Source organism: Sphingomonas cynarae (genome assembly GCF_039537815.1).
In the GTDB taxonomy this organism is placed as follows: Bacteria; Pseudomonadota; Alphaproteobacteria; order Sphingomonadales; family Sphingomonadaceae; genus Sphingomonas; species Sphingomonas cynarae.
Genome location: NZ_BAABBF010000003.1, coordinates 104,935 through 125,077 on the forward strand (window position 1 = coordinate 104,935; position 20,143 = coordinate 125,077).

General features: G+C 66.7%; 18 protein-coding genes. 7 read left to right on the forward strand and 11 right to left on the reverse strand.

The genetic code is table 11. The annotated features are described in order from the left end of the window. Positions 1-32 precede the first annotated feature (32 nt). Together ABD719_RS07165 and ABD719_RS07170 are read left to right on the forward strand one after the other, a co-directional pair. Entirely contained in the window at positions 33-2,483 is a 2,451-nt protein-coding gene (locus ABD719_RS07165; protein ID WP_344693074.1) for a circularly permuted type 2 ATP-grasp protein, read from the forward strand. Positions 2,484-2,499: 16 nt separating this feature from the next. Beyond that, the gene (locus tag ABD719_RS07170; RefSeq protein ID WP_344692679.1) at positions 2,500-3,387 is read left to right on the forward strand and encodes a transglutaminase family protein; all 888 of its coding nucleotides are present in this window, start codon (positions 2,500-2,502) and stop codon (positions 3,385-3,387) included. 79 nt (positions 3,388-3,466) lie between these two features. Here ABD719_RS07170 and ABD719_RS07175 read toward each other — a convergent pair whose 3' ends face one another. From ABD719_RS07175 to ABD719_RS07185, 3 genes are all read right to left on the reverse strand, one after another. Next, positions 3,467-4,108, reverse strand: a complete 642-nt coding sequence (locus ABD719_RS07175; RefSeq protein ID WP_344692680.1) for a glutathione S-transferase family protein — start codon at positions 4,106-4,108, stop codon at positions 3,467-3,469. 18 nt (positions 4,109-4,126) lie between these two features. Further along, entirely contained in the window at positions 4,127-4,987 is an 861-nt protein-coding gene (locus ABD719_RS07180) for a dienelactone hydrolase family protein (protein WP_344692681.1), read from the reverse strand. Between the two features lie 357 nt (positions 4,988-5,344). Further along, positions 5,345-5,719: a winged helix-turn-helix transcriptional regulator gene (locus ABD719_RS07185; RefSeq protein WP_344692682.1), complete on the reverse strand. Its 375-nt coding sequence runs from the start codon at positions 5,717-5,719 to the stop codon at positions 5,345-5,347. A gap of 104 nt (positions 5,720-5,823) precedes the next feature. Here ABD719_RS07185 and ABD719_RS07190 point away from each other — a divergent pair, with 104 nt between their 5' ends. After that, complete coding sequence (locus tag ABD719_RS07190) at positions 5,824-6,558, forward strand: NADPH-dependent F420 reductase (RefSeq protein WP_344692683.1); 735 nt, start codon at positions 5,824-5,826, stop codon at positions 6,556-6,558. Between the two features lie 398 nt (positions 6,559-6,956). On the opposite strand, the gene ABD719_RS07195 is transcribed toward ABD719_RS07190, so the two are convergent. The 3 genes from ABD719_RS07195 to ABD719_RS07205 all read right to left on the reverse strand — a co-directional run bounded on the left by ABD719_RS07195 (position 6,957) and on the right by ABD719_RS07205 (position 11,449). Continuing rightward, positions 6,957-8,651 (reverse strand): sensor domain-containing diguanylate cyclase, encoded by a 1,695-nt coding sequence (locus tag ABD719_RS07195; protein ID WP_344692684.1) that lies wholly within the window; start codon positions 8,649-8,651, stop codon positions 6,957-6,959. 166 nt (positions 8,652-8,817) lie between these two features. Further along, complete coding sequence (clpA, locus tag ABD719_RS07200; RefSeq protein ID WP_344692686.1) at positions 8,818-11,136, reverse strand: ATP-dependent Clp protease ATP-binding subunit ClpA; 2,319 nt, start codon at positions 11,134-11,136, stop codon at positions 8,818-8,820. A gap of 118 nt (positions 11,137-11,254) precedes the next feature. Further along, entirely contained in the window at positions 11,255-11,449 is a 195-nt protein-coding gene (locus ABD719_RS07205; protein WP_344692687.1) for a DUF1192 domain-containing protein, read from the reverse strand. 86 nt (positions 11,450-11,535) lie between these two features. Between ABD719_RS07205 and ABD719_RS07210 the strand changes: the two genes are divergently transcribed. The 3 genes from ABD719_RS07210 (at position 11,536) to ABD719_RS07220 (ending at position 15,177) form a co-directional block, all read left to right on the forward strand. Beyond that, complete coding sequence (locus ABD719_RS07210; protein WP_344692688.1) at positions 11,536-12,537, forward strand: NAD(P)H-quinone oxidoreductase; 1,002 nt, start codon at positions 11,536-11,538, stop codon at positions 12,535-12,537. A 192-nt stretch (positions 12,538-12,729) separates the two neighbouring features. Beyond that, the gene (locus ABD719_RS07215) at positions 12,730-13,413 is read left to right on the forward strand and encodes a DUF1013 domain-containing protein (RefSeq protein ID WP_344692689.1); all 684 of its coding nucleotides are present in this window, start codon (positions 12,730-12,732) and stop codon (positions 13,411-13,413) included. Positions 13,414-13,482: 69 nt separating this feature from the next. Then, on the forward strand, positions 13,483-15,177 hold the full coding sequence (locus ABD719_RS07220; RefSeq protein ID WP_344692690.1) for an AMP-binding protein: 1,695 nt from the start codon (positions 13,483-13,485) through the stop codon (positions 15,175-15,177). Positions 15,178-15,281: 104 nt separating this feature from the next. Here ABD719_RS07220 and ABD719_RS07225 read toward each other — a convergent pair whose 3' ends face one another. From ABD719_RS07225 to ABD719_RS07245, 5 genes are all read right to left on the reverse strand, one after another. Further along, positions 15,282-15,671, reverse strand: a complete 390-nt coding sequence (locus ABD719_RS07225) for a hypothetical protein (RefSeq protein WP_344692691.1) — start codon at positions 15,669-15,671, stop codon at positions 15,282-15,284. A gap of 126 nt (positions 15,672-15,797) precedes the next feature. Beyond that, the gene (gene aroC / locus ABD719_RS07230; protein WP_344692692.1) at positions 15,798-16,865 is read right to left on the reverse strand and encodes a chorismate synthase; all 1,068 of its coding nucleotides are present in this window, start codon (positions 16,863-16,865) and stop codon (positions 15,798-15,800) included. A gap of 90 nt (positions 16,866-16,955) precedes the next feature. After that, entirely contained in the window at positions 16,956-17,759 is an 804-nt protein-coding gene (gene fabI, locus ABD719_RS07235) for an enoyl-ACP reductase FabI (RefSeq protein WP_344693075.1), read from the reverse strand. 13 nt (positions 17,760-17,772) lie between these two features. Next, complete coding sequence (locus tag ABD719_RS07240; RefSeq protein WP_344692693.1) at positions 17,773-18,726, reverse strand: YihY/virulence factor BrkB family protein; 954 nt, start codon at positions 18,724-18,726, stop codon at positions 17,773-17,775. Between the two features lie 7 nt (positions 18,727-18,733). After that, positions 18,734-19,687, reverse strand: a complete 954-nt coding sequence (locus ABD719_RS07245; RefSeq protein WP_344692694.1) for a DnaJ C-terminal domain-containing protein — start codon at positions 19,685-19,687, stop codon at positions 18,734-18,736. 141 nt (positions 19,688-19,828) lie between these two features. On the opposite strand from ABD719_RS07245, the gene ABD719_RS07250 reads away from it, so the two are divergent. Next, positions 19,829-20,080 carry a hypothetical protein gene (locus ABD719_RS07250; protein WP_344692695.1) on the forward strand — a complete coding sequence of 84 codons (252 nt, stop codon included), beginning with the start codon at positions 19,829-19,831 and terminating at the stop codon, positions 20,078-20,080. The last annotated feature ends 63 nt before the right edge of the window (positions 20,081-20,143 follow it).

The window sequence follows — 20,143 nt, forward strand, 5'->3', positions numbered from 1 at the left end:
GATTGGAAGGCGCGTCGATAACCGTGATCGCGATGCATCCCGCGCCCCTGTTCGATGCGGCGACCCATGCCGGGCGCTGGATCGAGGATTACCTCAGCCGCGCGCCGGCGCACGACATGATCCACGCCGGCCCGGTCGCGCCGTGGCGGGCGATGTTCGAGGAACTGGCCGCGGTCGCGTCCGACGATCTGGGCCATGCGCGTGAACGGGTGCAGCGCCATGCCACCGATATCGGCACCGGTTTCCGCATCATCGGCGATGGCGAGGAACGTCCCTGGCCGGTGTCGCCGGTACCGTTGCTGATCGACGGCGCGGAATGGGCTGGAATCGCCGCCGGGGTGCGCCAGCGCGCCGAACTGCTGGAACGGGTGACGGCCGATCTCTACGGACCCGGGCGGCTGGTCGCGGATGGCACGATCCCCGCCGCGCTGGTCACCGGCAGTCCGCTGTTCCTGCGGCCGATGGTCGGGCTTGATCCGCCCGGTGGACGCCACCTGCAATTCGTCGGCATCGATCTGGCGCGCGGACCGACGGGCGAGTGGCGGGTGCTGGCCGATCACCTGCGGGCGCCCGCCGGCGCCGGCTATGCGCTGGAGAACCGGCTGGCGGTCGCGCGCACGCTGGGCGGGTTGCAGGACAAGCTGAACATCCAGCGTCACGCCCCTTTCTTCACCGCTTTCCGGGCCGGTATCGCCGCCTTGTGCAAGCGCACCGATCCGCGCATCGGCCTGTTGACGCCGGGGCGGTTCAACCCGTCCTATCCCGAACAGGCGCATCTGGCGCGCTATCTGGGATTGCTGCTGGTGGAGGGCGCCGATCTCGCGGCGCTGGAGGGCAAGGTGTATGTCCGCACCATCGCGGGGCTGAAGCGAATCGACGCCCTGTGGCGGCGGCTGGACCCGCGACTGCTGGACCCCCTCGCCTTCGATACCCATTCGCAGATCGGCGTGCCCGGCCTGATCGACGCCTATGCCGATGGCGAGGTCGTGCTGGCCAACGCACCCGGCGCGGGCGTACTGGAGGCGCCGGCCTTCGCCGCGTTCATGCCGACGCTGGCCAAGGCGATGCTGGGCGAGTCGTTGCTGCTGCCGACGATCGCCACCTGGTGGTGCGCGGGCGCGGCCCAGCGCGCGCATGTCGAGGCCAATCTGGACCGGCTGACGATCGGCCCCGCCTTCGGTCATCTGCCGCTCGGGCTGGCGGATCATGCCTCGCGCGCCGATCTGCTCGCCGACCTGGCGCGGCGACCGCAGGATTATGTCGGTCAGGAGGAAGTCGCGCTGTCGACGATGCCGGCGGTGGTCGGCGACCGGCTGGAGCCGCGACCGTTCATCCTGCGGGTCTTCGCGGCGCGCGGCGGTGACGACGAATGGGTGGTGATGCCGGGCGGCTTCGGGCGGATCGGCGAACATCCCCGTGCCACCGTCGCCGCGATCGGCGAGGGACTGTGGTCCGCGGACGTCTGTATCCACGGTCCCGATCCGGTCACCCCGGTTTCGCTGCTGACCGCGCTCGATTCGTTGCATGTCCGGCGCAACCCCGGCACCCTGCCCAGCCGGGTGGCGGATAATTTCTACTGGCTTGGCCGCTATCTGGAACGGGGCGAGGCGTTGCTCGCCGCGATCCGGGTGCTGCTGGGCAATTCGATCGATATCGATGGCGGCGCGGTGCTGCCCCCCGCCACGCTCGGCAAGCTGGTCGGCATGATCGTGGGGGCCGGTGCGGCGGCGCATCCCGCCAACCTGTCGCGATCGACGCTGACGGGCTTCGCCCGCGCCGCGATGGAGGACGAGGGCTGGCAATCGGTCGCCACCGTGAACCGTCATGCCCGCGCGATCGGCGAGGCATCGCGCGACCGGCTGTCGGCCGACATGGTCCGCCTGCTCGAAGCCCCGTTTCCGGCGCAGCGCGGGATGCTGGAACGGGCCGGGTCGCTCCAGCGCCGCTATGCCGCGATCGCCGGCCTGTCCGCCGAGCACATGGTGCGCAACGAATCGTGGCGGTTCCACGATCTCGGCCGCCGGATCGAACGCGCGATGGCGAGCGCGCGGGCGCTGCGGCTGTTCGGCATGGCGGACGGCGCGCGCGGTGGCGGGCATGACGACCTGTCGACGCTGCTCGACCTGGCCGACAGCCAGATCAGCTATCGCCAGCGTTATCCGACGGGCATCGCCCGCGTGCCCGTGGTCGATCTCGTCGCGCTCGATCCGGGCAATCCGCGCAGTCTGGCGTTCCAAGCAGCGCGGATCGCAGAGCATGTCGCGACCCTGCCGGTGCTGGGCGACGACGACATGGCGGAACCGCAACAGGCGCACGCCACCGCGCTGATGGCGACGATCGCCACCGCCGACGCCGCGACGCTGAATCCCGATACGCTGGGGGACGTGGAACGGCGGCTGGGCACCCTGTCCGATGCGATCGCCCGCCGCTATTTCCTGCAGGGTGCCGAGCCGCTGCGCGCGGTCGGGCTGACGCTGGCGTGACGGTGGACCTGACCCGATGATCTACGACATCCGCCACATCACCCGGTTCGATTACGGCAATCAGGTGAAGTTCGCCCGGTGCAACCTGCGGCTGAAACCGATCGACTGGCCCGGCCAGACGCTGGACGATTACCGGCTGACGGTGGAGCCGGTCGGGCGGCTGGGCGCGGCGCGGGCGGAGGCCGGGCTGGCCAATGTGACGCGGCTGGTGGTCGATACCCCGGTACGCACGCTGTCGATCGAAAGCGCGGCGCGGGTGACCGTCGACCGGCTGGTGCCGGTGCCCGACGCCACCGACCCGACGCTGGCCGAGATCGCCGAATGGGCGCGCGACAGCGGCGACCTGTCCGCCGCGGGACCGGCCAACTACATCTATCCATCGCCGCTGATCCCGCTGGACCGCGATATCGGCGACTGGTGCGCGGTCGATCTCGATCCCGCCCGCGGGTGTCTGGAGGCGGGGATGGCGCTGGGGATGCGAATCCAGCGCGAATTCCAGTTCGACGGCACCGCGACCTTCGTCGACACGCCCCCCAGCGAGGCGTTCCGGCAACGGCGCGGCGTGTGCCAGGACTTCGCGCAGATCATGATCACCGGGTTGCGCGCCGCCGGCCTGCCCGCCGCCTATGCCTCCGGCTATATCCGCACCATCCCGCCCCCCGGCCAGCCGCGACTGGTGGGGGCGGATGCGACCCATGCCTGGGTGCTGCTGTGGTGCGGCCCGGTGCGCGGCTGGGTCGGGATCGATCCGACCAACGGCATCTGGATGGCGGCCGACCATATCGTGATGGCGGTCGGCCGCGACTATGCCGAGATCGCGCCGGTCGATGGCGTGGTGCTGGGTTCCGGCGCGCAGCAGATGGACGTCAGCGTCGACGTCGCCCCGCTGGACCAGGGCGGCTGATCCTTCCGGTGGCGCCGGCGGCGCGGAAAGTCACACCGGAAAGTCACGAAAGTCTCATCCTACAGCCCCTGTTCGCGGGTCAGGTCGCCGCGGCGGCATCGTCCAGTTCGGCGGCGCGGATATAGGCCGGGCGGGCGTGGAGCCGATCGAGATAGGCGGCGAAGGCCGGCGTCCGTTCGATCAGGCCGAACTGCGTGTACCAGCCGATGCTCGCCCCGACATAGACGTCGGCGGCGCTGAACCGGTCGCCGGCGATCCAGTCGCGCGTCGCCACCGCCCGGTCGAGCACCGAGGCGGCGAGATCGAGATGGCCATAGCCCGCCATCTGCCGCTGCTTTTCGTTCGGGGTAAGGCCCATCGCCTTGTCCAGCACCGCCGCTTCCAGCGGACCGGCGGCGAAGAACAGCCAGCGGTAATAATCCGCCCGGTCCGCCGGCGGAGGTGCCAGCCCGGCATCGGGAAATGCATCGGCCAGATAGGCGCAGATCGCCGCCCCCTCCGTCACCACCCGGTCGCCGTGGCGGATCGCGGGCACCTTGCCCATCGGGTTCACGCCCAGATAATCCGCGGTCTTCATCGCGCCGGCATAATCGAGGACCACCGTGTCGTAGGGTGCGCCGACCTCCTCCAGCATCCAGCGGGCGATGCGCCCGCGCGATTGCGGATTGGTATAGAAGGTGAGTCCCGTCACGATGTCTTCCCCCATGCTGCCCTGGAACATAACTAGAACATTTTCCGTTCAGCCGTCAAGTCGGGCGTGGAGGAACGTGGTGGTCCGCTGCCACGCCAGATCGGCGGCGGCCTTGTCGTACCGCGCGGTCGAGGTGTCGTTGTTGAAGGCATGGTCGACGCCCGGATAGGTGAACGCCTCGACCGGCTTGCCCGCCGCCTTCAACGCCGCGACCCATGGCTCGCCGGTCGTGTTCACGCGCGTATCCTTGCCGGCATAATGGAGCATCAGCGCGGCGCTGACCCGCGCCGCCTCCGCCGGCGCGGGGGCCGGGCCGTAATAGGCGACGCCCGCCGCCAAGGCCGGGCCGGCCGCCACCGCCAGCCGGTTGACGAACGCCCCGCCCCAGCAGAAGCCCATCGCCCCTGCCCGGCCGGCCCGGCCCGTACCCAGCAGCGCGCGGGCCTGCGCCAGCGCCAGATCGTAATCGAGCGTGCCGATCATCGTCCGCGCCTTGTCCTCATCGGCGGGGGTGCCGCCCTGCGGCGCGAGGAAATCGGGCGCGACGGCGCGGAAACCGGCCAGGGCGACCCGGCGGGCCACATCCTCGATATGCGGGGTCAGCCCGCGATTCTCATGGATGACCAGCACGGTGGCGAGCTTGCGGGGTGATTTGCGCGGCGAGGCGACATAGGCGATCGCCGGTGCCCCGGCCTGCGTCCCCCTGGTGCGCTCCACCGACAGGCGCGCATCCCGCGGATCGATCACCGCCGCCGCGACGGGGGAAGCCGCGATCCCCACGATCAACGCCTCCGCCGCCGCCGTGGAGCCGACCAGCAGCGTCATCTGCCGCAGCAACTCGCGCCGGTCGCGATGCTCGTGCGTGAAGGCGTCGTAAAGCTGGATCGCGCGGTCGCGGATGTCCGACATGGCTGGCCTCTCCTGATGATCCGGCGGAGGCTAGGCCGGATGGGGAGGCATGAGAAGGGGTTGGCGGATGTTCCCTGCGCATGTGTCGGGAGGGACAGGCATGGGCCGGGCCATGTGACGAGGGGCGGGATATGGCGGAGAGCGGACCGTCCGCTTACGGGAACGCCGATGGCGATAGTCGACATAGTGCAGCGCCGCCTTTCCCAAAAATGATCTTATTTCGAGAATCGAAGCTGGCACAGGCCGCGTCGCAAAAAGGGTCCCTTTTGTAACGTCGGGAACCGCCCGGAAACGGAATGGCCGCTTAAGGGAAGAAAGCAGAAACTGCCGTCTGGACAAGAGAAGCTCGTAATGACCTTACGCCATCTTGGTGACCTTATTTTTCAACGAGCCCTGCTCCACCGCCCAGTTGACTAAGGCTTCGATCGAGGGGCCGAGCGCGTACCCTTTGTCGGTCAGAGCGTATTCCACCTTCGGTGGAACTTGAGGATAGACAGTCCGCGTGAGGATGCCATCCTTCTCCAGTTCCTTGAGTTGCTGGATCAGCATTTTCTGATTCACGCCCTCGACGCGACGCTCCAGTTCGGAGAATCGCACCGGTTCTCTTGCCGCGAAGAGTTGGACGATGATCGCGATCTTCCACTTGCCTTCGAGCACACGCAGGGTTTCGCTTGTTGCCGCTGCCCAAACGAGCTGCTGCCTCGGGTCCTGGTTCTGGCACTCACGATCCATGCACTTACCTTTTGGTGTGTACCCCACCTATAGGTGAGTTCTTGCGATCAGCGCAGCTATCGTTATTTTTACCAGCAAGGCAACACTCATGATCGGAATACATAATGAAAATCGGAATCATTGGCGCAGGAAACATCGGGGCAAGTCTAGCTCAGATCTTGGCCAAAGCTGGCCATGACGTGAAGCTGGCCAACTCAAAGGCGCCTGAAACGCTCAGGGAGGTCGTGGATGGTACGGCGATCGATGCGGTCACCCGAGAGAATGCCGTCAAGAACGTCGATGTGATCATTCTTTCCGTTCCGTTTGCTCGAAATCCAGAACTTGCGCCGGTGCTCGCAGATGTTCCCGCGAGCGTGATCATCGTCGACACGTCCAACTACTACCCCGCGCGGGACGGCAGGATCGAAGAGGTGGATGAAGGAAAGCCGGAAACCGTCTGGAGCAGTGAGCAAATGGGACGGCCTCTTGTGAAAGCCTGGAACGCCCTTCTGTCCTTCACACTCGACGAAGCCGGATCAGAAACTGGTTCAACTTCCAGACTGGCCATACCGATCGCTGGCGACGATGAGGCTGCTAAATCCGTAGTGTCGCGCTTGGTTGATGATACGGGTTTCGATGCCGTGGACGCCGGCCCTATATCAGAGTCCTGGCGTTTCCAGCCGGGGGCGCCCGCCTATTGCACGGAGCTCAATGCCGTCGGCTTGGCGAAGGCGCTTTCGTCTGCTGATAAGGCCCGCTCGCCCCACAACGTTGAACTCATCACCCAAGCGTTCATCGACGGGAGATTGACGCTCGAACGTGACGCGATGGTAGCCTTTAATCGCAAGGTGTCAGGCTAAACTAGGTCAGGGTCTTAGGCCCTATTATCAGCGGTGCGTAAGAGCAGTCCATTGAGTTGTTCGTTTGCTCTTACGCGCGTGGTTTGATCGGCCATAGTATCTGAAAATTACCGCGAGGGATCTCGCATCGGAGTTGAGATGTCGAAGGTCCGAGATTGAGCGCTTTCTGCCAATCCCGGCGTTCCCGAAAACGAACCTGCAGCGAAACAGTCGCCGGCGTGATCGCGCCGAACGCCGTCTAGGGCATTCCCTTTCCCAAAATCTGTTCCCGATTGCTCATTCCTGAAATGGCCTGTCGGAGACGGAGAAACGGGAAATGTCGCGGGTGACGAATGATCGCTATCCAAAGCCCGGATCGCCAGCCTTGAGCCTCCGGGTTTGGGCGATATGCCGAAAGCTTACACCGCCAACCCCAGCGAGGCGGCGTCGCAGGCGCGATCGCGACCGGCGGCCTTGGCGGCGTAGAGGGCGCGGTCGGCCTGCCGGTACAGCGCTTTCCAGTCGGCCTCGCCCAGCAGCGGGCCGGTGCAGGTGCCGATGCTGGTGGTCACCGGAATGTCGAAGGGCATCCGGGCGCGACGCAGGCCGGTCAGCAACGTGGCCGGGGCGATGCTGGTGGCGGCGTCGCCCAGCACCGCGAACTCCTCGCCCCCCAGCCGGGCGACCAGCGCGCCCGGCGGGGCGGCTTCGGTCAGCGCCCGGGCGACCGCGCGCAGCACCTCGTCCCCGCCGTCATGCCCGATCGCTTCGTTGATCGTCTTGAAATGGTCCAGATCGGCGATCGACAGCGTCTGCGGCCCCGATCGGCCGATCGCATGGGTCAGGAACGCGCGACGGTTGAGCAGCCCGGTCAGTCCGTCGATATCCGCCAGCGCGCGTGCCACCGTCTCCCGCTCGCGCGCGACGTCGCGTTCGCGGCTGAGGGTACGGATGCGATAGGCGATGCCGATCGCCGACAGCAACGCCTCCAGCGCCATCGCGCCGATCGTCGAATGTTCGATCCAGCCGCCCCAGACGATCAATCCCATCGCCGCGGCGACCCGCGTCGAACCGACCGCGATCGGCGCCCCCCAGGCGATGGCGAAGACCCACAGGTAATTGCTGCGCCGCCGCCACGCCTGCACCAGCACCCACACCACGATCCCGACCAGCAGCAGATAGGTGGCGGTGACCAGCGCATCGAGCAGCCGGATGTGCCAGGGAGCGGCGGTCGCAAACAGTGCGGTGAAACTCAGCAACGCGGCGACGACGACCGCGTTCGCGCTTTTCAGCGACCCGTCGAACACACGGGGTTCGAAGAAGAAGCGGGCGAACACCAGCAGCGATGCCGCCGATCCACCGAGCAACAGGCCGCTCCAGCGCAGCCGCTCGATATCGTCCATCGCCGGCACCCATTCGATGATGATCCCCGACGAGGTCAGGCCATAGCCGATCAGGCAGAGCAGCATCAGGCAGTAAGCGGGCTGGAACGCCTGCCGCAGCGCGGCCCACAAGGCGAGATTGTACACGAGCAGCGCCACCGCCATACCGAAAAAGGCGGCATAGATGGCCCGCATCGTGCCATCGCGGCGCATCGCGCTCTCATGGTCGATCAACCTCGGTTCCAGCAGCACGCCACGGATATTGGCCGCGCCGCGAACATGCCAGAGCAGCCGGATGGGCGGAGACCGGCCCGCGGGCAGCGCCAGTTCGGTGACCGCCCCGACCCGCAGATAGGGGGCGATGGCATTGCTGCCGTACCCGGTCCGGTCGATCGTACCATCGGCGCGCAGGACGTGAAGCGTGACATGCGTGCGCCACAGGCTGGGGGTGCGGACCACCGGCATCGGCAGCCCTGCCCCGATCCCGGCCAATTTTTCGCTCAGAAGCCAGAAGTCGCCGCTGCCCAGGACACGCTGATCGATATGGCAATCAAAGGCGGACGGCCGCGCAAACAGGGCGGCGGCGGTCATCGCGGGGCGCGCGGGCAGAATGCAGACCGACAGGACCCTGCCACGCGAATCCGCACCGGCGGCGCTGGCGGCCGTCGCCGGCGCTGCCAGCATCGCCAGCAGCACCGTCATCCATCCGCAAAGCCACTGCCACCCCGTCATGGGGATGGTCTGTTAGCGCTCCGGTGAGGAAAGGTTAAGCGATATAGAAGCACCACCGGAGATAGAACACCAAACTGGTTCTATCTCCGTCGAGTAACTGTTATGCATGATAACCGGACAGGCAACCGCCACACCGCCAATAAAGGCCAGTGCGGCGACAACCCAGTTACTTGGCCTCGACCGGCTCGGTCTTGCCGCCCTTCTTGCGCGGCTTCTTGGGCGCGGAGGGTTCGATGGTGAAGGACAGTGCCCCGTCCTTCATCCGCACCGTCACCTCGCCGCCATGGACCAGCTTGCCGAACAGGAGTTCCTCGGCCAGCGGCTGCTTGATCTTCTCCTGGATCAGGCGACCCATCGGGCGGGCACCATAGAGCTTGTCATAGCCCTTCTCGGTCAGCCACGCCTTGGCGGCATCGTCGAGATTGATGTGGACACCCCGATCGGCCAGCTGGAGTTCGAGCTGGAGGATGAACTTGTCCACCACCCGTGCCACGACCTCGGTCGGCAGATAGCCGAACGGCACGATCGCATCGAGCCGGTTGCGGAATTCCGGCGTGAACAGCTTCGTGACCGCCTGCTCGTCCTCACCCTCGCGGCTGAGATTGCCGAAGCCCAGCGTCTCGCGCGCCATGTCCGAAGCGCCCGCATTCGTCGTCATGATGAGGATGACGTTGCGGAAGTCGACCGTCTTGCCGTGCTGGTCGGTCAGGCGGCCGTTATCCATCACCTGCAACAGGATGTTGAACAGGTCGGGATGCGCCTTCTCGATCTCGTCGAGCAGCAGCACGCAATGCGGGTTCTGGTCGACCGCATCGGTCAGCAGACCGCCCTGATCGAACCCGACATAGCCGGGAGGCGCACCGATCAGCCGGCTGACCGAATGACGCTCCATATATTCCGACATGTCGAACCGCTGGAGCGGGATGCCCATGATCGCCGACAGCTGCTTGGCCACCTCGGTCTTGCCGACGCCGGTGGGGCCGGTGAACAGATAGTTGCCGATCGGCTTTTCCGGATCGCGCAGGCCGGCGCGCGACAGCTTGATCGCGGAGGCCAGCTTCTCGATCGCGCTGTTCTGGCCGAACACGACGCGCTTCAGATCGGTTTCGAGCGATTCCAGCGCCTTCTTGTCGTCGGTCGACACGCTTTTCGGCGGGATGCGCGCCATGGTCGCGATGACCTGCTCGATCTCCCTGGGGGTGATCGTCTTCTTGCGCTTGGCGGCGGGCACCAGCATCTGCATCGCGCCGACCTCGTCGATCACGTCGATCGCCTTGTCGGGCAGCTTGCGGTCGTTGATGTAGCGCGCCGACAGTTCGACCGCCGATTTGATCGCGTCGGGCGTGTACTTGACGTTGTGGTGATCCTCGAACGCCGAGCGCAAGCCGGCGAGGATCTTGATCGTATCCTCGATCGTCGGCTCGTTGACGTCGATCTTCTGGAACCGGCGCAGCAGCGCACGATCCTTTTCGAAGTGGTTGCGGAATTCCTTGTAGGTGGTCGAGCCGATGCAGCGGATGCTGCCGCCCGACAGCGCGGGCTTGAGCAGGTTCGACGCGTCCATCGCGCCGCCGCTGGTCGCGCCGGCACCGATGACGGTGTGGATCTCGTCGATGAACAGCACCGCGTGCGGCAGCTTTTCGAGTTCGTTGACGACCGCCTTCAGCCGCTCCTCGAAATCGCCGCGATAGCGGGTGCCGGCGAGCAGCGCGCCCATGTCGAGCGAGTAGATCACCGCTTCCAGCAGCACGTCGGGCACGTCGCCCTCGACGATCTTGCGCGCCAGCCCTTCCGCGATCGCGGTCTTGCCGACGCCGGGATCACCGACATAGAGCGGATTGTTCTTCGACCGGCGGCACAGGATCTGGATCGTGCGATCCACCTCCGGCCCGCGCCCGATCAGCGGATCGACCTTGCCGATCTTCGCCTTCTCGTTGAGATCGACGGTGAATTGCTTGAGCGCGCTTTCCGTCTTGCCCTTCTCCTGTTGCCTGGCGGGCTTCTCTTCCTCGGCCGCGCCCTTGGGGGGCGTCGCCTCCGCAGTGCCGCCCTTGCCGACGCCGTGGCTGATGAAACTGACCGCATCCAGCCGGCTCATGTCCTGCTGCTGCAGGAAATAAACCGCATAGCTTTCACGCTCGCTGAACAGCGCGACCAGCACGTTGGCGCCGGTCACCTCGTCGCGGCCCGACGACTGGACGTGCAGGATCGCACGCTGGACGACGCGCTGGAACCCGCTGGTCGGCGACGGATCGGTCGCCGCCTCCACCTTCAGCGCGTCGAGTTCGGTATCGAGATAATGGGCGACCGTGGTCTTCAGTTCGCCGAGATCGACGTGGCAGGCGGTCATCACCTTGGACGCGTGCTCGTCGTCGATCAGCGCCAGCAGCAGATGCTCCAGCGTGGCATATTCGTGGCGGCGGGCCGATGCGGCCTCCAGCGCCTTGTGCAGCGTGGTTTCGAGGGCGGGAGCGAATGACGGCATTACGATACTCCAGTCGGGTCCGAGGCCGGACCCTTTCCGTCTATGTCGGAACGCATCCCCCCGGCATCAAGCGCCCCGTCGATCGAAGGGGCCGGGTGCCGGGGGAAAGCCGCGTCCATCATGACCGGAATAGGGCGTCGGCACTTGCGCGGTGATTAACGGCGCGTTCCAAATGACGGCGGGACCGCCCGATCTCGCGCTCCAGCGCGGTGATCCGCGCCTCCAGCTCGGCGACCGATAGCGGGTCCAGATCCTGCACGGCCAACATGGCGACCGGATCGCTGGACACCGGGCGGGGATCGTCGGGTTCCATGATGCAAACGTTGACCCATGCGTGCCGGTTGTCAATAACGGCGAGCACCTGCGACCAAGCCCCCCCCCCTACAGAGACAGGCCCAAATGGACCCCATACCGACGACGATGAAGGCGATCGACCCCGCGGAGCCGGGCGGGCCGGAGGTATTGCGGCTGGTCGACCGGCCGGTGCCCCGGCCCGGCCCGGGCGAGGTATTGATCCGTGTCGCCGCCGCCGGCGTCAATCGGCCGGAAGTGATGCAGCGTCAGGGAAAATATCCGCCGCCGCCGGGCGCCTCGTCGATCCTGGGCATGGAATTGTCGGGCACGATCGTGGCGGTCGGCGACGATGTGGAGGCGTTCCAGATCGGCCAGCCGGTATGCGCGCTGGTGACGGGCGGCGCCTATGCCGAATATGCGGTCGCCCCGTTCGGACAATGCCTGCCGGTGCCGGAGGCGGTGACGATGGCGGAGGCGGCGGCGCTGCCGGAGACGCTGTTCACGGTGTGGACCAACCTGTTCGAGCGCGCCTATGCCGGCGAGGGCGACAGCGTGCTGGTGCATGGCGGCACATCGGGCATCGGCACGATGGCGATCGCCCTGGGCAAGTTGTTCGGCCTGAAGACGATCGTGACCGCGGGCAGCGACGACAAATGCGCCGCCGCCCGGCAACTGGGCGCGACCCATGCGATCAATTACCGGACGGAGGATTTCGTCGAGCGGGTGAAAGCGATCACCGGGGGGCGCGGCGTCGACATCGTGCTGGACATGGTCGGTGGCGATTACGTGCCCCGCAACCTGCAATGCCTGGCGGAGGACGGTCGCCACGTGTCGATCGCGGTGCAGCGCGGGGCGTCGGCCGAAATCCCGCTGTTCGAGATGATGCGCCGCCGCCTGACGCTGACCGGATCGACGCTCCGCCCGCGCAGCGTGGCGTTCAAGTCGCTGGTCGCCGAGGAAATCGTGCGCACCGTGTGGCCGTTCGTGGAGTCGGGGCAGTTGAAGCCGGTGATGGACCGCAGCTTTCCCTTCGCGGATGCACCCGCCGCCCACACCCGGATGGAGGCGGGCGACCATGTCGGCAAGATCGTGCTGACGATGGAATGACCGGGGGAATGACCGGGGCAGTGATCGGGGCCGCGACCGGATGATCGATTGCTGCCGAAGGCGATGTCCCGCCGGGCGCCAACGGCTTTGCCGCCCGCGCCTTGCCCCGAAGGCCGGTTCGCACTAAGTCCGTATTACGTGTGGCCGCTCCGGGAAGGGGCGGCCCTTTCTGTTTATACGGAGTCTGCCCCCGTGGCCCAGCCCCTGATGCCCCATGCGACCGCTTCCTGGCTGGTCGACAACACCTCGCTCTCGTTCGAGCAGATCGCCGAGTTCTGTGGCCTCCACATCCTGGAGGTGCAGGCGATCGCCGACGATACCGCCGCGACCAAGCTGACCGGCCGCGATCCGGTGCGCGCGCACGAGGTGACGCAGGACGAGATCGACAAGGGTCAGGCCGACCCCGAATACCGCCTGAAGATGACCAAGGGGCCGGAACAGGTCCGCCGCACCAAGGGGCCGCGCTATACCCCGGTGTCGAAGCGCCAGGACAAGCCGGACGGCATCGCCTGGATTATCCGCAACCATCCGGAAATCACCGATGGCGCGATCGGCAACCTGATCGGCACCACCCGCACCACGATCGCCGCGATCCGCGACCGCAGCCACTGGAACATCGGCAACATCACGCCGAAGGACCCGGTGACGCTGGGGCTGACGACGCAGCGCGAACTGGACGCCGCCGTATCCAAGGCCGCGAAGGCGACCGGCGGCGAGGCGCAGCCCACCGACACCCGGCTGGAGGGCGACCGCGAGGCCCTGATCGCGCAGTTGCAGGCGGAGCGTACCAATGCCGTGCGCGATCCGGATGCCGGCCCGCAGGGCGATGCGGCGTCGCAGGCGCGCGCATTGTTCGAAGACCCGTTCCGCCGCTGATCCGAAGGGGGCCACGGCCCCCTTTCATCCCCGTTGCACCGCGCCGTGACGTTGCTTACACCAATGTCAATGAGCAGCGAATCTCCCTGGATCGACCATTATCGCCACCCCACGCGGTGGGATGAACCGATCCCGGTGCAGACGATGGTGACGTTGTTCGAGGCATCGGCCGCGCGGCGGGGGGCGGCGCCGCTGATCGACTTTCTCGGCCGCCGCTACAGCTATGCCGAAACGCTGGATGGCGCGCGGCGCGTGGCGTGCGGGCTGGCCGCGATGGGATACGGCCCCGGCGATCGCATCGGCCTGTTCCTGCCCAATGTCCCGCATTACGTGGCGGCCTATTACGGCGCGCTGATGCTGGGAGCGACGGTGGTGAACTTCTCGCCGCTATATTCCGCCGGCGAACTGGCGGATCAGGTCAACGATTCCGGGACGCGATTACTGTTCACGCTGTCCGCCAGCGCGCTGTTGCCGACCGCGATGCAGGTGCTGGAGCGCAGCGGGCTGGAACGGCTGGTGGTCGGATCGATCGCCGGCGCGCTGCCGCCGGCCAAGTCGCTGGTCTATTGCCTGTTCCGTCGACGCGAGATCGCGCCACGCCCCGACGATCCACGCATCGTCGCGTTTTCGGCGCTGATCGCGAACAAGGGCACCTGCACCGTGCCGGCGATCGACCCGGACCGCGACATCGCGCTGATCCAGTACACCGGCGGCACCACCGGCACACCCAAAGGCGCGATGCTGACCCATGCCAATCTGGCCGCGAATGCCGAACAGGTCGCGCGGCTCGACCCCGATCGCGGCACCGGCGTCGATCGCATCTTGGGGGTGCTGCCGCTGTTCCATGTCTTCGCCAACACCTGCGTGCTGAACCGCACGGTGCTGACCGGCGGCGAGATCGTGATGCTGCCCCGGTTCGATGCCGGGCAGACGCTGGCGGCGCTGGCGCGCACCGGCGCGACCACCCTGCCCGGCGTGCCGACGATGTACCGGGCGCTGATCGACCACCCGCGCGCCGCCGCCGCCGATTTCTCGTCGCTGCGCGTCTGCGTGTCGGGCGGGGCACCGCTGCCGCTGGAATTGAAGCAGCGGTTCGAGACGGTCACCGGCGCGACGCTGGTCGAAGGCTATGGCCTGTCCGAAAGCGCGGGCGTGGTATCGAGCAACCCCTATTTCGCCGAAGGGCGCACCGGATCAATCGGACAACCCATCCCCGGCACCGAGGTGAGGCTGGTCGACAAGGAAGACCCGACCCGGTCGGTCGCGGCCGGGGAACCGGGCGAGATCGTCATCGCCGGCCCGCAGATCATGCTGGGATACTGGCAACGGCCCGAGGTGGACGACACGACGTTCGTCGTCGATCACGACGGCCGGCGCTGGTTGCGGACGGGGGATGTCGGGGAGATCGACCCGGATGGCTTCATCCGCGTCGTCGACCGGCTGAAGGACATGATCGCAGTCAGCGGGTTCAAGGTGTTTCCCAGCCAGATCGAGGCGGTATTGCACCATCATGCGGCGATCAGGGAGGTATTGGTGGTCGGGCTGCCCGACCCCTATCGGGGGGAAGCCCCCCATGCCTATGTCACCGTCGCGGACGATGAGGCCATCACCGGCGAGGCGTTGCGCGATTGGCTCAATCCGCAACTGGGCCGGCACGAGCGGGTCGATCGGGTGGTGATCCGTGCCGTGTTGCCGAAGACGATGATCGGCAAGCTGAGCCGCAAGGACCTGCTCGCCGAAATCGCGACGGAACGCGGCTCGTAAGACCTCCAGATACACGAACCGTGCTCCCACGATGAGCGGGAACACGGTTCGGACGTATCAGCTATCGCATCGACACGGGCGCCGATGCCATTGGCCGGAACAGATCAGCGCGGCGGCGTGCCGGGGCTGGTCGTGGTCGGCGTACCGGGCGCATCACCCATCGTGCCAGGGGTGCCCATGGTCCCGGTCGTGCCCATGGTGCCGGGCGTTCCCATTGTTCCCATCGTACCGGTACCCATGGTGCCGCTCGGGTCGGTCGGCGTGGTGGTGCCGGTGCCTGCCGAACCGGGACGGCGGGTACGGTTGGTCGAACGCTGGCCATTACGGGCGCCGGTGGTGGAACGCACCGACGTATCCGGGGTGCCGGGGTTCATCTGGGTGGAGCCCATGGTACCGGGGGTCGATCCGGCATTGTCGATCGTCTGGCCCGCCGTCGGCATACCGGTGCTGCCCATGGTGCCGGTGGTCGTACCGTTCGTGGGCGATGTCGGCATGGTCTGGGCAAATGCTGCGGCCGGCAACAAAAGTCCAAGGGCGATCGCTGGTAGATGAATACGCATGGTTTCTCTCCTGTATCTTGTGAGAAGCCAAACGTATCTGATACTTAACCGTTCCCGTTATTATCCGCACTGGGCGCGGTGGAGCAACGCCTGGTCGGCCAATACCAGCGCGACCATCGCTTCCACCACCGGTACGCCGCGAATGCCGACGCACGGATCATGACGGCCCCGCGTCGCAATCTCCGCCGCCGCCCCGTCGCGGGTAATCGTTTCCACCGGGGTCAGGATCGAGCTGGTCGGCTTGAAGGCGACCCGAAGCCGGATCGGCTGACCAGTGGCGATGCCGCCCGCGATCCCGCCGGCATGGTTGGCGAGGAATTCGGGCGCATCGGTGCCGGGACGCATCGGATCGGCGTTCTGCTCGCCCGACAGGGCAGCGGCGGCGAACCCGTCGCCGATCTCCACCCCCTTCACCGCATTGATCCCCATGCACGCTGCGGCAAGCTCCGCATCCAGCTTGGCATAGAGCGGCGCCCCCCAGCCGGCCGGCACGCCGGTCGCCTCGCACGCCACCACCGCCCCCAGCGAGGAACCTGCCTTGCGCGCGGTGTCGACCAGTACCTCCCAGCGGCGGGCCGCCATGGGATCGGGGCAGAAGAACGGATTGCGATCGATCTCTGCGGGATCGAACGCCGCGGGATCGATCGCGTCGCCGCCGATCGCCTCCACCCATGCCCGCACCCGCACCTGCGGGATCACTAGCCGCGCCACGGCGCCGGCCGCCACGCGCGACGCGGTTTCGCGCGCCGACGAGCGACCGCCGCCGCGATGGTCGCGAAACCCGTATTTCGCGTCATAGGCGTAGTCGGCATGGCCAGGGCGATAGGCCTTGGCGACCTCGGAATAATCCTTCGACCGCTGGTCGACATTCTCGATCATCAGGCTGATCGGCGTACCCGTCGTCCGCCCCTCGAACACGCCGGACAGGATGCGCACCGCATCTGGCTCACGCCGCTGCGTCGTGAAGCGCGAGGTGCCGGGGCGGCGGCGGTCCAGCCATGGCTGGATATCGCCCTCCGTCAACGCGATCCCCGGCGGGCAGCCATCGACCACCGCCCCGATGGCCGGCCCGTGGCTCTCCCCCCAGGTCGTGAAGCGCAGGACGCGGCCGAAACTGTTCCAGCTCATCGCGGACCGTGCGCGTTCGGAGAGGCATTCAGCGCCATGGAATCGTCGTCCGTGCGTTGGAAGGGAGGGCAGGGATGCCCCGAAACAATATTACGCCAGTGCGATGTCGGGCGCGTCCTCGGCCTTCATGCCGATCACGTTGTAGCCGGCATCGACATGATGAATCTCGCCGGTCACGCCGCTGGCAAGGTCGGAGAGCATGTACAGCCCCGCGCCGCCGACATCCTCGATCGTCACGGTCCGCCGCAGCGGGCTGTTCAGCTCGTTCCATTTCAGGATGTAGTTGAAATCGCCGATGCCGCGTGCCGCCAGCGTCTGGATCGGGCCGGCAGAGATCGCGTTGATCCGGATGTTCTCCGGTCCCAGATCGACCGCGAGATACTTCACGCTGGTTTCCAGCGCCGCCTTGGCCACGCCCATGACGTTGTAATGGGGAATGACCTTTTCCGCGCCATAATAGGTCAGCGTCAGGATCGACCCGCCGTCCGGCATCATCCGGCGCGCGCGCTGCGCGACGGCGACCAGCGAATAGGCGGAGATGTTCATCGTCATCAGGAAATTGTCGAGCGTGGTGTCGTAATAGCGACCACGCAACTGCGACTTGTCCGAAAAACCGATGGCGTGGACCACGAAGTCGATCGTCGGCCATTCCTCGGCCAGCGCAGCGAAAGTCGCATCGAGCGCCGCCATGTCCGACACGTCGCAATCGAACAGCCGGGCGGTGCCCAGTTGTTCGGCCAACGGGCGGACCCGCTTGGCCATCGCCTCTCCCTGATAGGAGAAGGCGAGTTCGGCACCCGCTGCCGACAGGGACTTGGCAATCCCCCACGCCAGCGACTTGTCATTGGCGAGGCCCATGATGAGCCCCCTTTTGCCTGCCATCAATCCGTTCACGCGATCCATCGCCCTATGCCGTCACTTGTGCCGTTGCCATTGGGGCATCGTGTAGCGCCGGTTCGGGCGGTTCCGCCAGTGCCGCATTCAAATGCGCACCGAAAACCAGCCCCAACCCGATGATATAGAAGAACAGCAGCATCACGATGACGCCCGCCAGACTGCCATAGGTGAGATCATATCCGCCCAGTTGCGCCAGCGCGACCGGCAGCAGCGCGGTCATGCTGACCCACCAGATCGTCGTGAAGGCGGCACCCGGCCATTTGCGGCTGTCGGTGTAGCGATACTTGGACGGGGTCACCGAATAGAACAGCATGTACAGCGCGCCGAACATGATAAGCCCAGGAATGAAGCGGGCCAGCCCGATCAGCCCGACCCAGTCCTGCGCGAACGGCAGCAGGCGATAGACGAACTGTTCCGCCGCGGTCAGCAGCCCCTGCGCCAGAAACGAGAACAGCGCGACGACGACCGAAAGGATGATGACGCCCGCCGAGGACAGCCGCGATTTCCAGAAGGCGGCGGTCGCCTTCAGCCCGTAGGCGCGGTGGAAGATGTCGCGGATCGTCTCGACGAAGCCGCTGACCGTCCACAGGCCGACCAGCCCCCCCAGCCACAGCAGATTGCCGGTCCGCGCTTCCAGCACGTCCGAGATCGGTTTTTGCAGCAGCGTGGCGACATCGGGCGGCAGAACATGCAGGAAGCCGTTGACGGCGCGGATCGTCTCCTCGCTCTGCCCCAGCAGCGACAGCAGCGCCGCCGCGGTGATGAAGAACGGGAACAGCGTCATCAACGCCAGATAGGCGAGGTTACCGGCATGGGTGAACCCGTCGTTGAACACGCCGATCGCGGCGCGCTTCATCACCTCGAACGCGTAGCTGCCCGGCCGCACCTTGGCCAATTGGCGATCGAGGCGGGCACGCGTGCCGTGCCGGGCGCGCGATTCGGGGGTAAGGTCATCATCGTCCACGAGGCGTTCAGACGCCCATGGCCGCCCGCGGGTTCCCCTTGTCGCGTCCGGGCCACCCCTCGACGAAGCCACGCAGCGCCGCATCGTCGGCGGGCAATTCGACCATCAGCGTGACGAGCTGGTCGCCACGCTCGCCACCCTTGCGGGGAAACCCCTTGCCCTTCAGGCGCAGGACACGGCCCGAACTGGTGCCAGCGGGAATGGTGAGCATCACCGGATTATCCACGGTCGGGGCCTTCACCTTGCCACCCAGCACCGCCTCCGCCAGCGAGATCGGCAGGTTCAGGCGGATATCGTCGCCATCGCGCTCGAAGAAACGATGCGGCTGCACCTCGATCGTGACGATCGCGTCGCCCGCGCCGCCCGGCCCCGGATCGCCCTTGCCCGACAGGCGCATCTGCGTGCCGGACTGGACCCCGGCGGGCAGCTTGACCTCGATCGCCTTGCCGTCGCCCAGCGTCACCCGCTGCGGCGCGAGCGTGGCGGCATCGGTAAACGACACCTGCAACCGGTACTGGACGTCCGCGCCCTTGGGCAGGGGCTGGCGTCGCCCGAACCCGCCCTGGAAGCCACCGCGCGGCGCGCCGCCGCCGCCGCCGCCGAACAGCCCTTCGAAAATGTCGCTCATATCGGCGCCGTCGCCGCCGAAGTCGAAGCCCTGCGGCCGGGCACCGGGGCCCGGGCCATAGCCGGGGCGACCACCGGCCGGGCCGCCGCCGAAGCCGAACGGCGCGGCGGGATTGCCGTCGCCATCGATCTCGCCCCGGTCGAAACGGGCGCGCTTGTCCTTGTCGGACAGCAGGTCATAGGCGTTGGTGACCTGGCTGAACCGTTCCGCCGCCTTCGGATTGTCGCGATTGCGGTCGGGGTGCAGCTCCTTGGCGAGCTTGCGATAGGCTTTCTTGATATCGGCCTCGGCCGCCGTTCGGGCGACGCCGAGGGTCTTGTAGGGATCGGCCATTCACGCGTCCTTGGTGTATTACCCGGCTATGTTGGTCGGCTATGTGGGGCAGCGCGCGGCACAGTGCAACGCACTTGCCGCCCCCCGATCGCGGACCCGTGCGTTATGCCATGCGACGACATGGAACGTGGGAGAAAAAGCATGAGCGACAAGCAACCGATGCAGGCGGCCGGCGACGGCAACAATGCGGGCCGCCCCGACGGCATATCCGACACGCCCGCCAAGGACGCCGGCGGCGAAAGCGGCGGCGGCGCCTATCCCAACCCGCAGACGGGCAAGAAACCGAAAAGCGATGATATCATGGGCCATGGTGGCCAGACCGAGATCGATTATTCCGGCCCCGGCGGCAACGGCGATGGTGGCGACAATCCCAATGCCGCGACGGGGACGTGACGGCAGGTTCGATCGACGGGTGATATTCCGTCATTAAGGGCGGGGCGAAGCAACCCGGTGTTC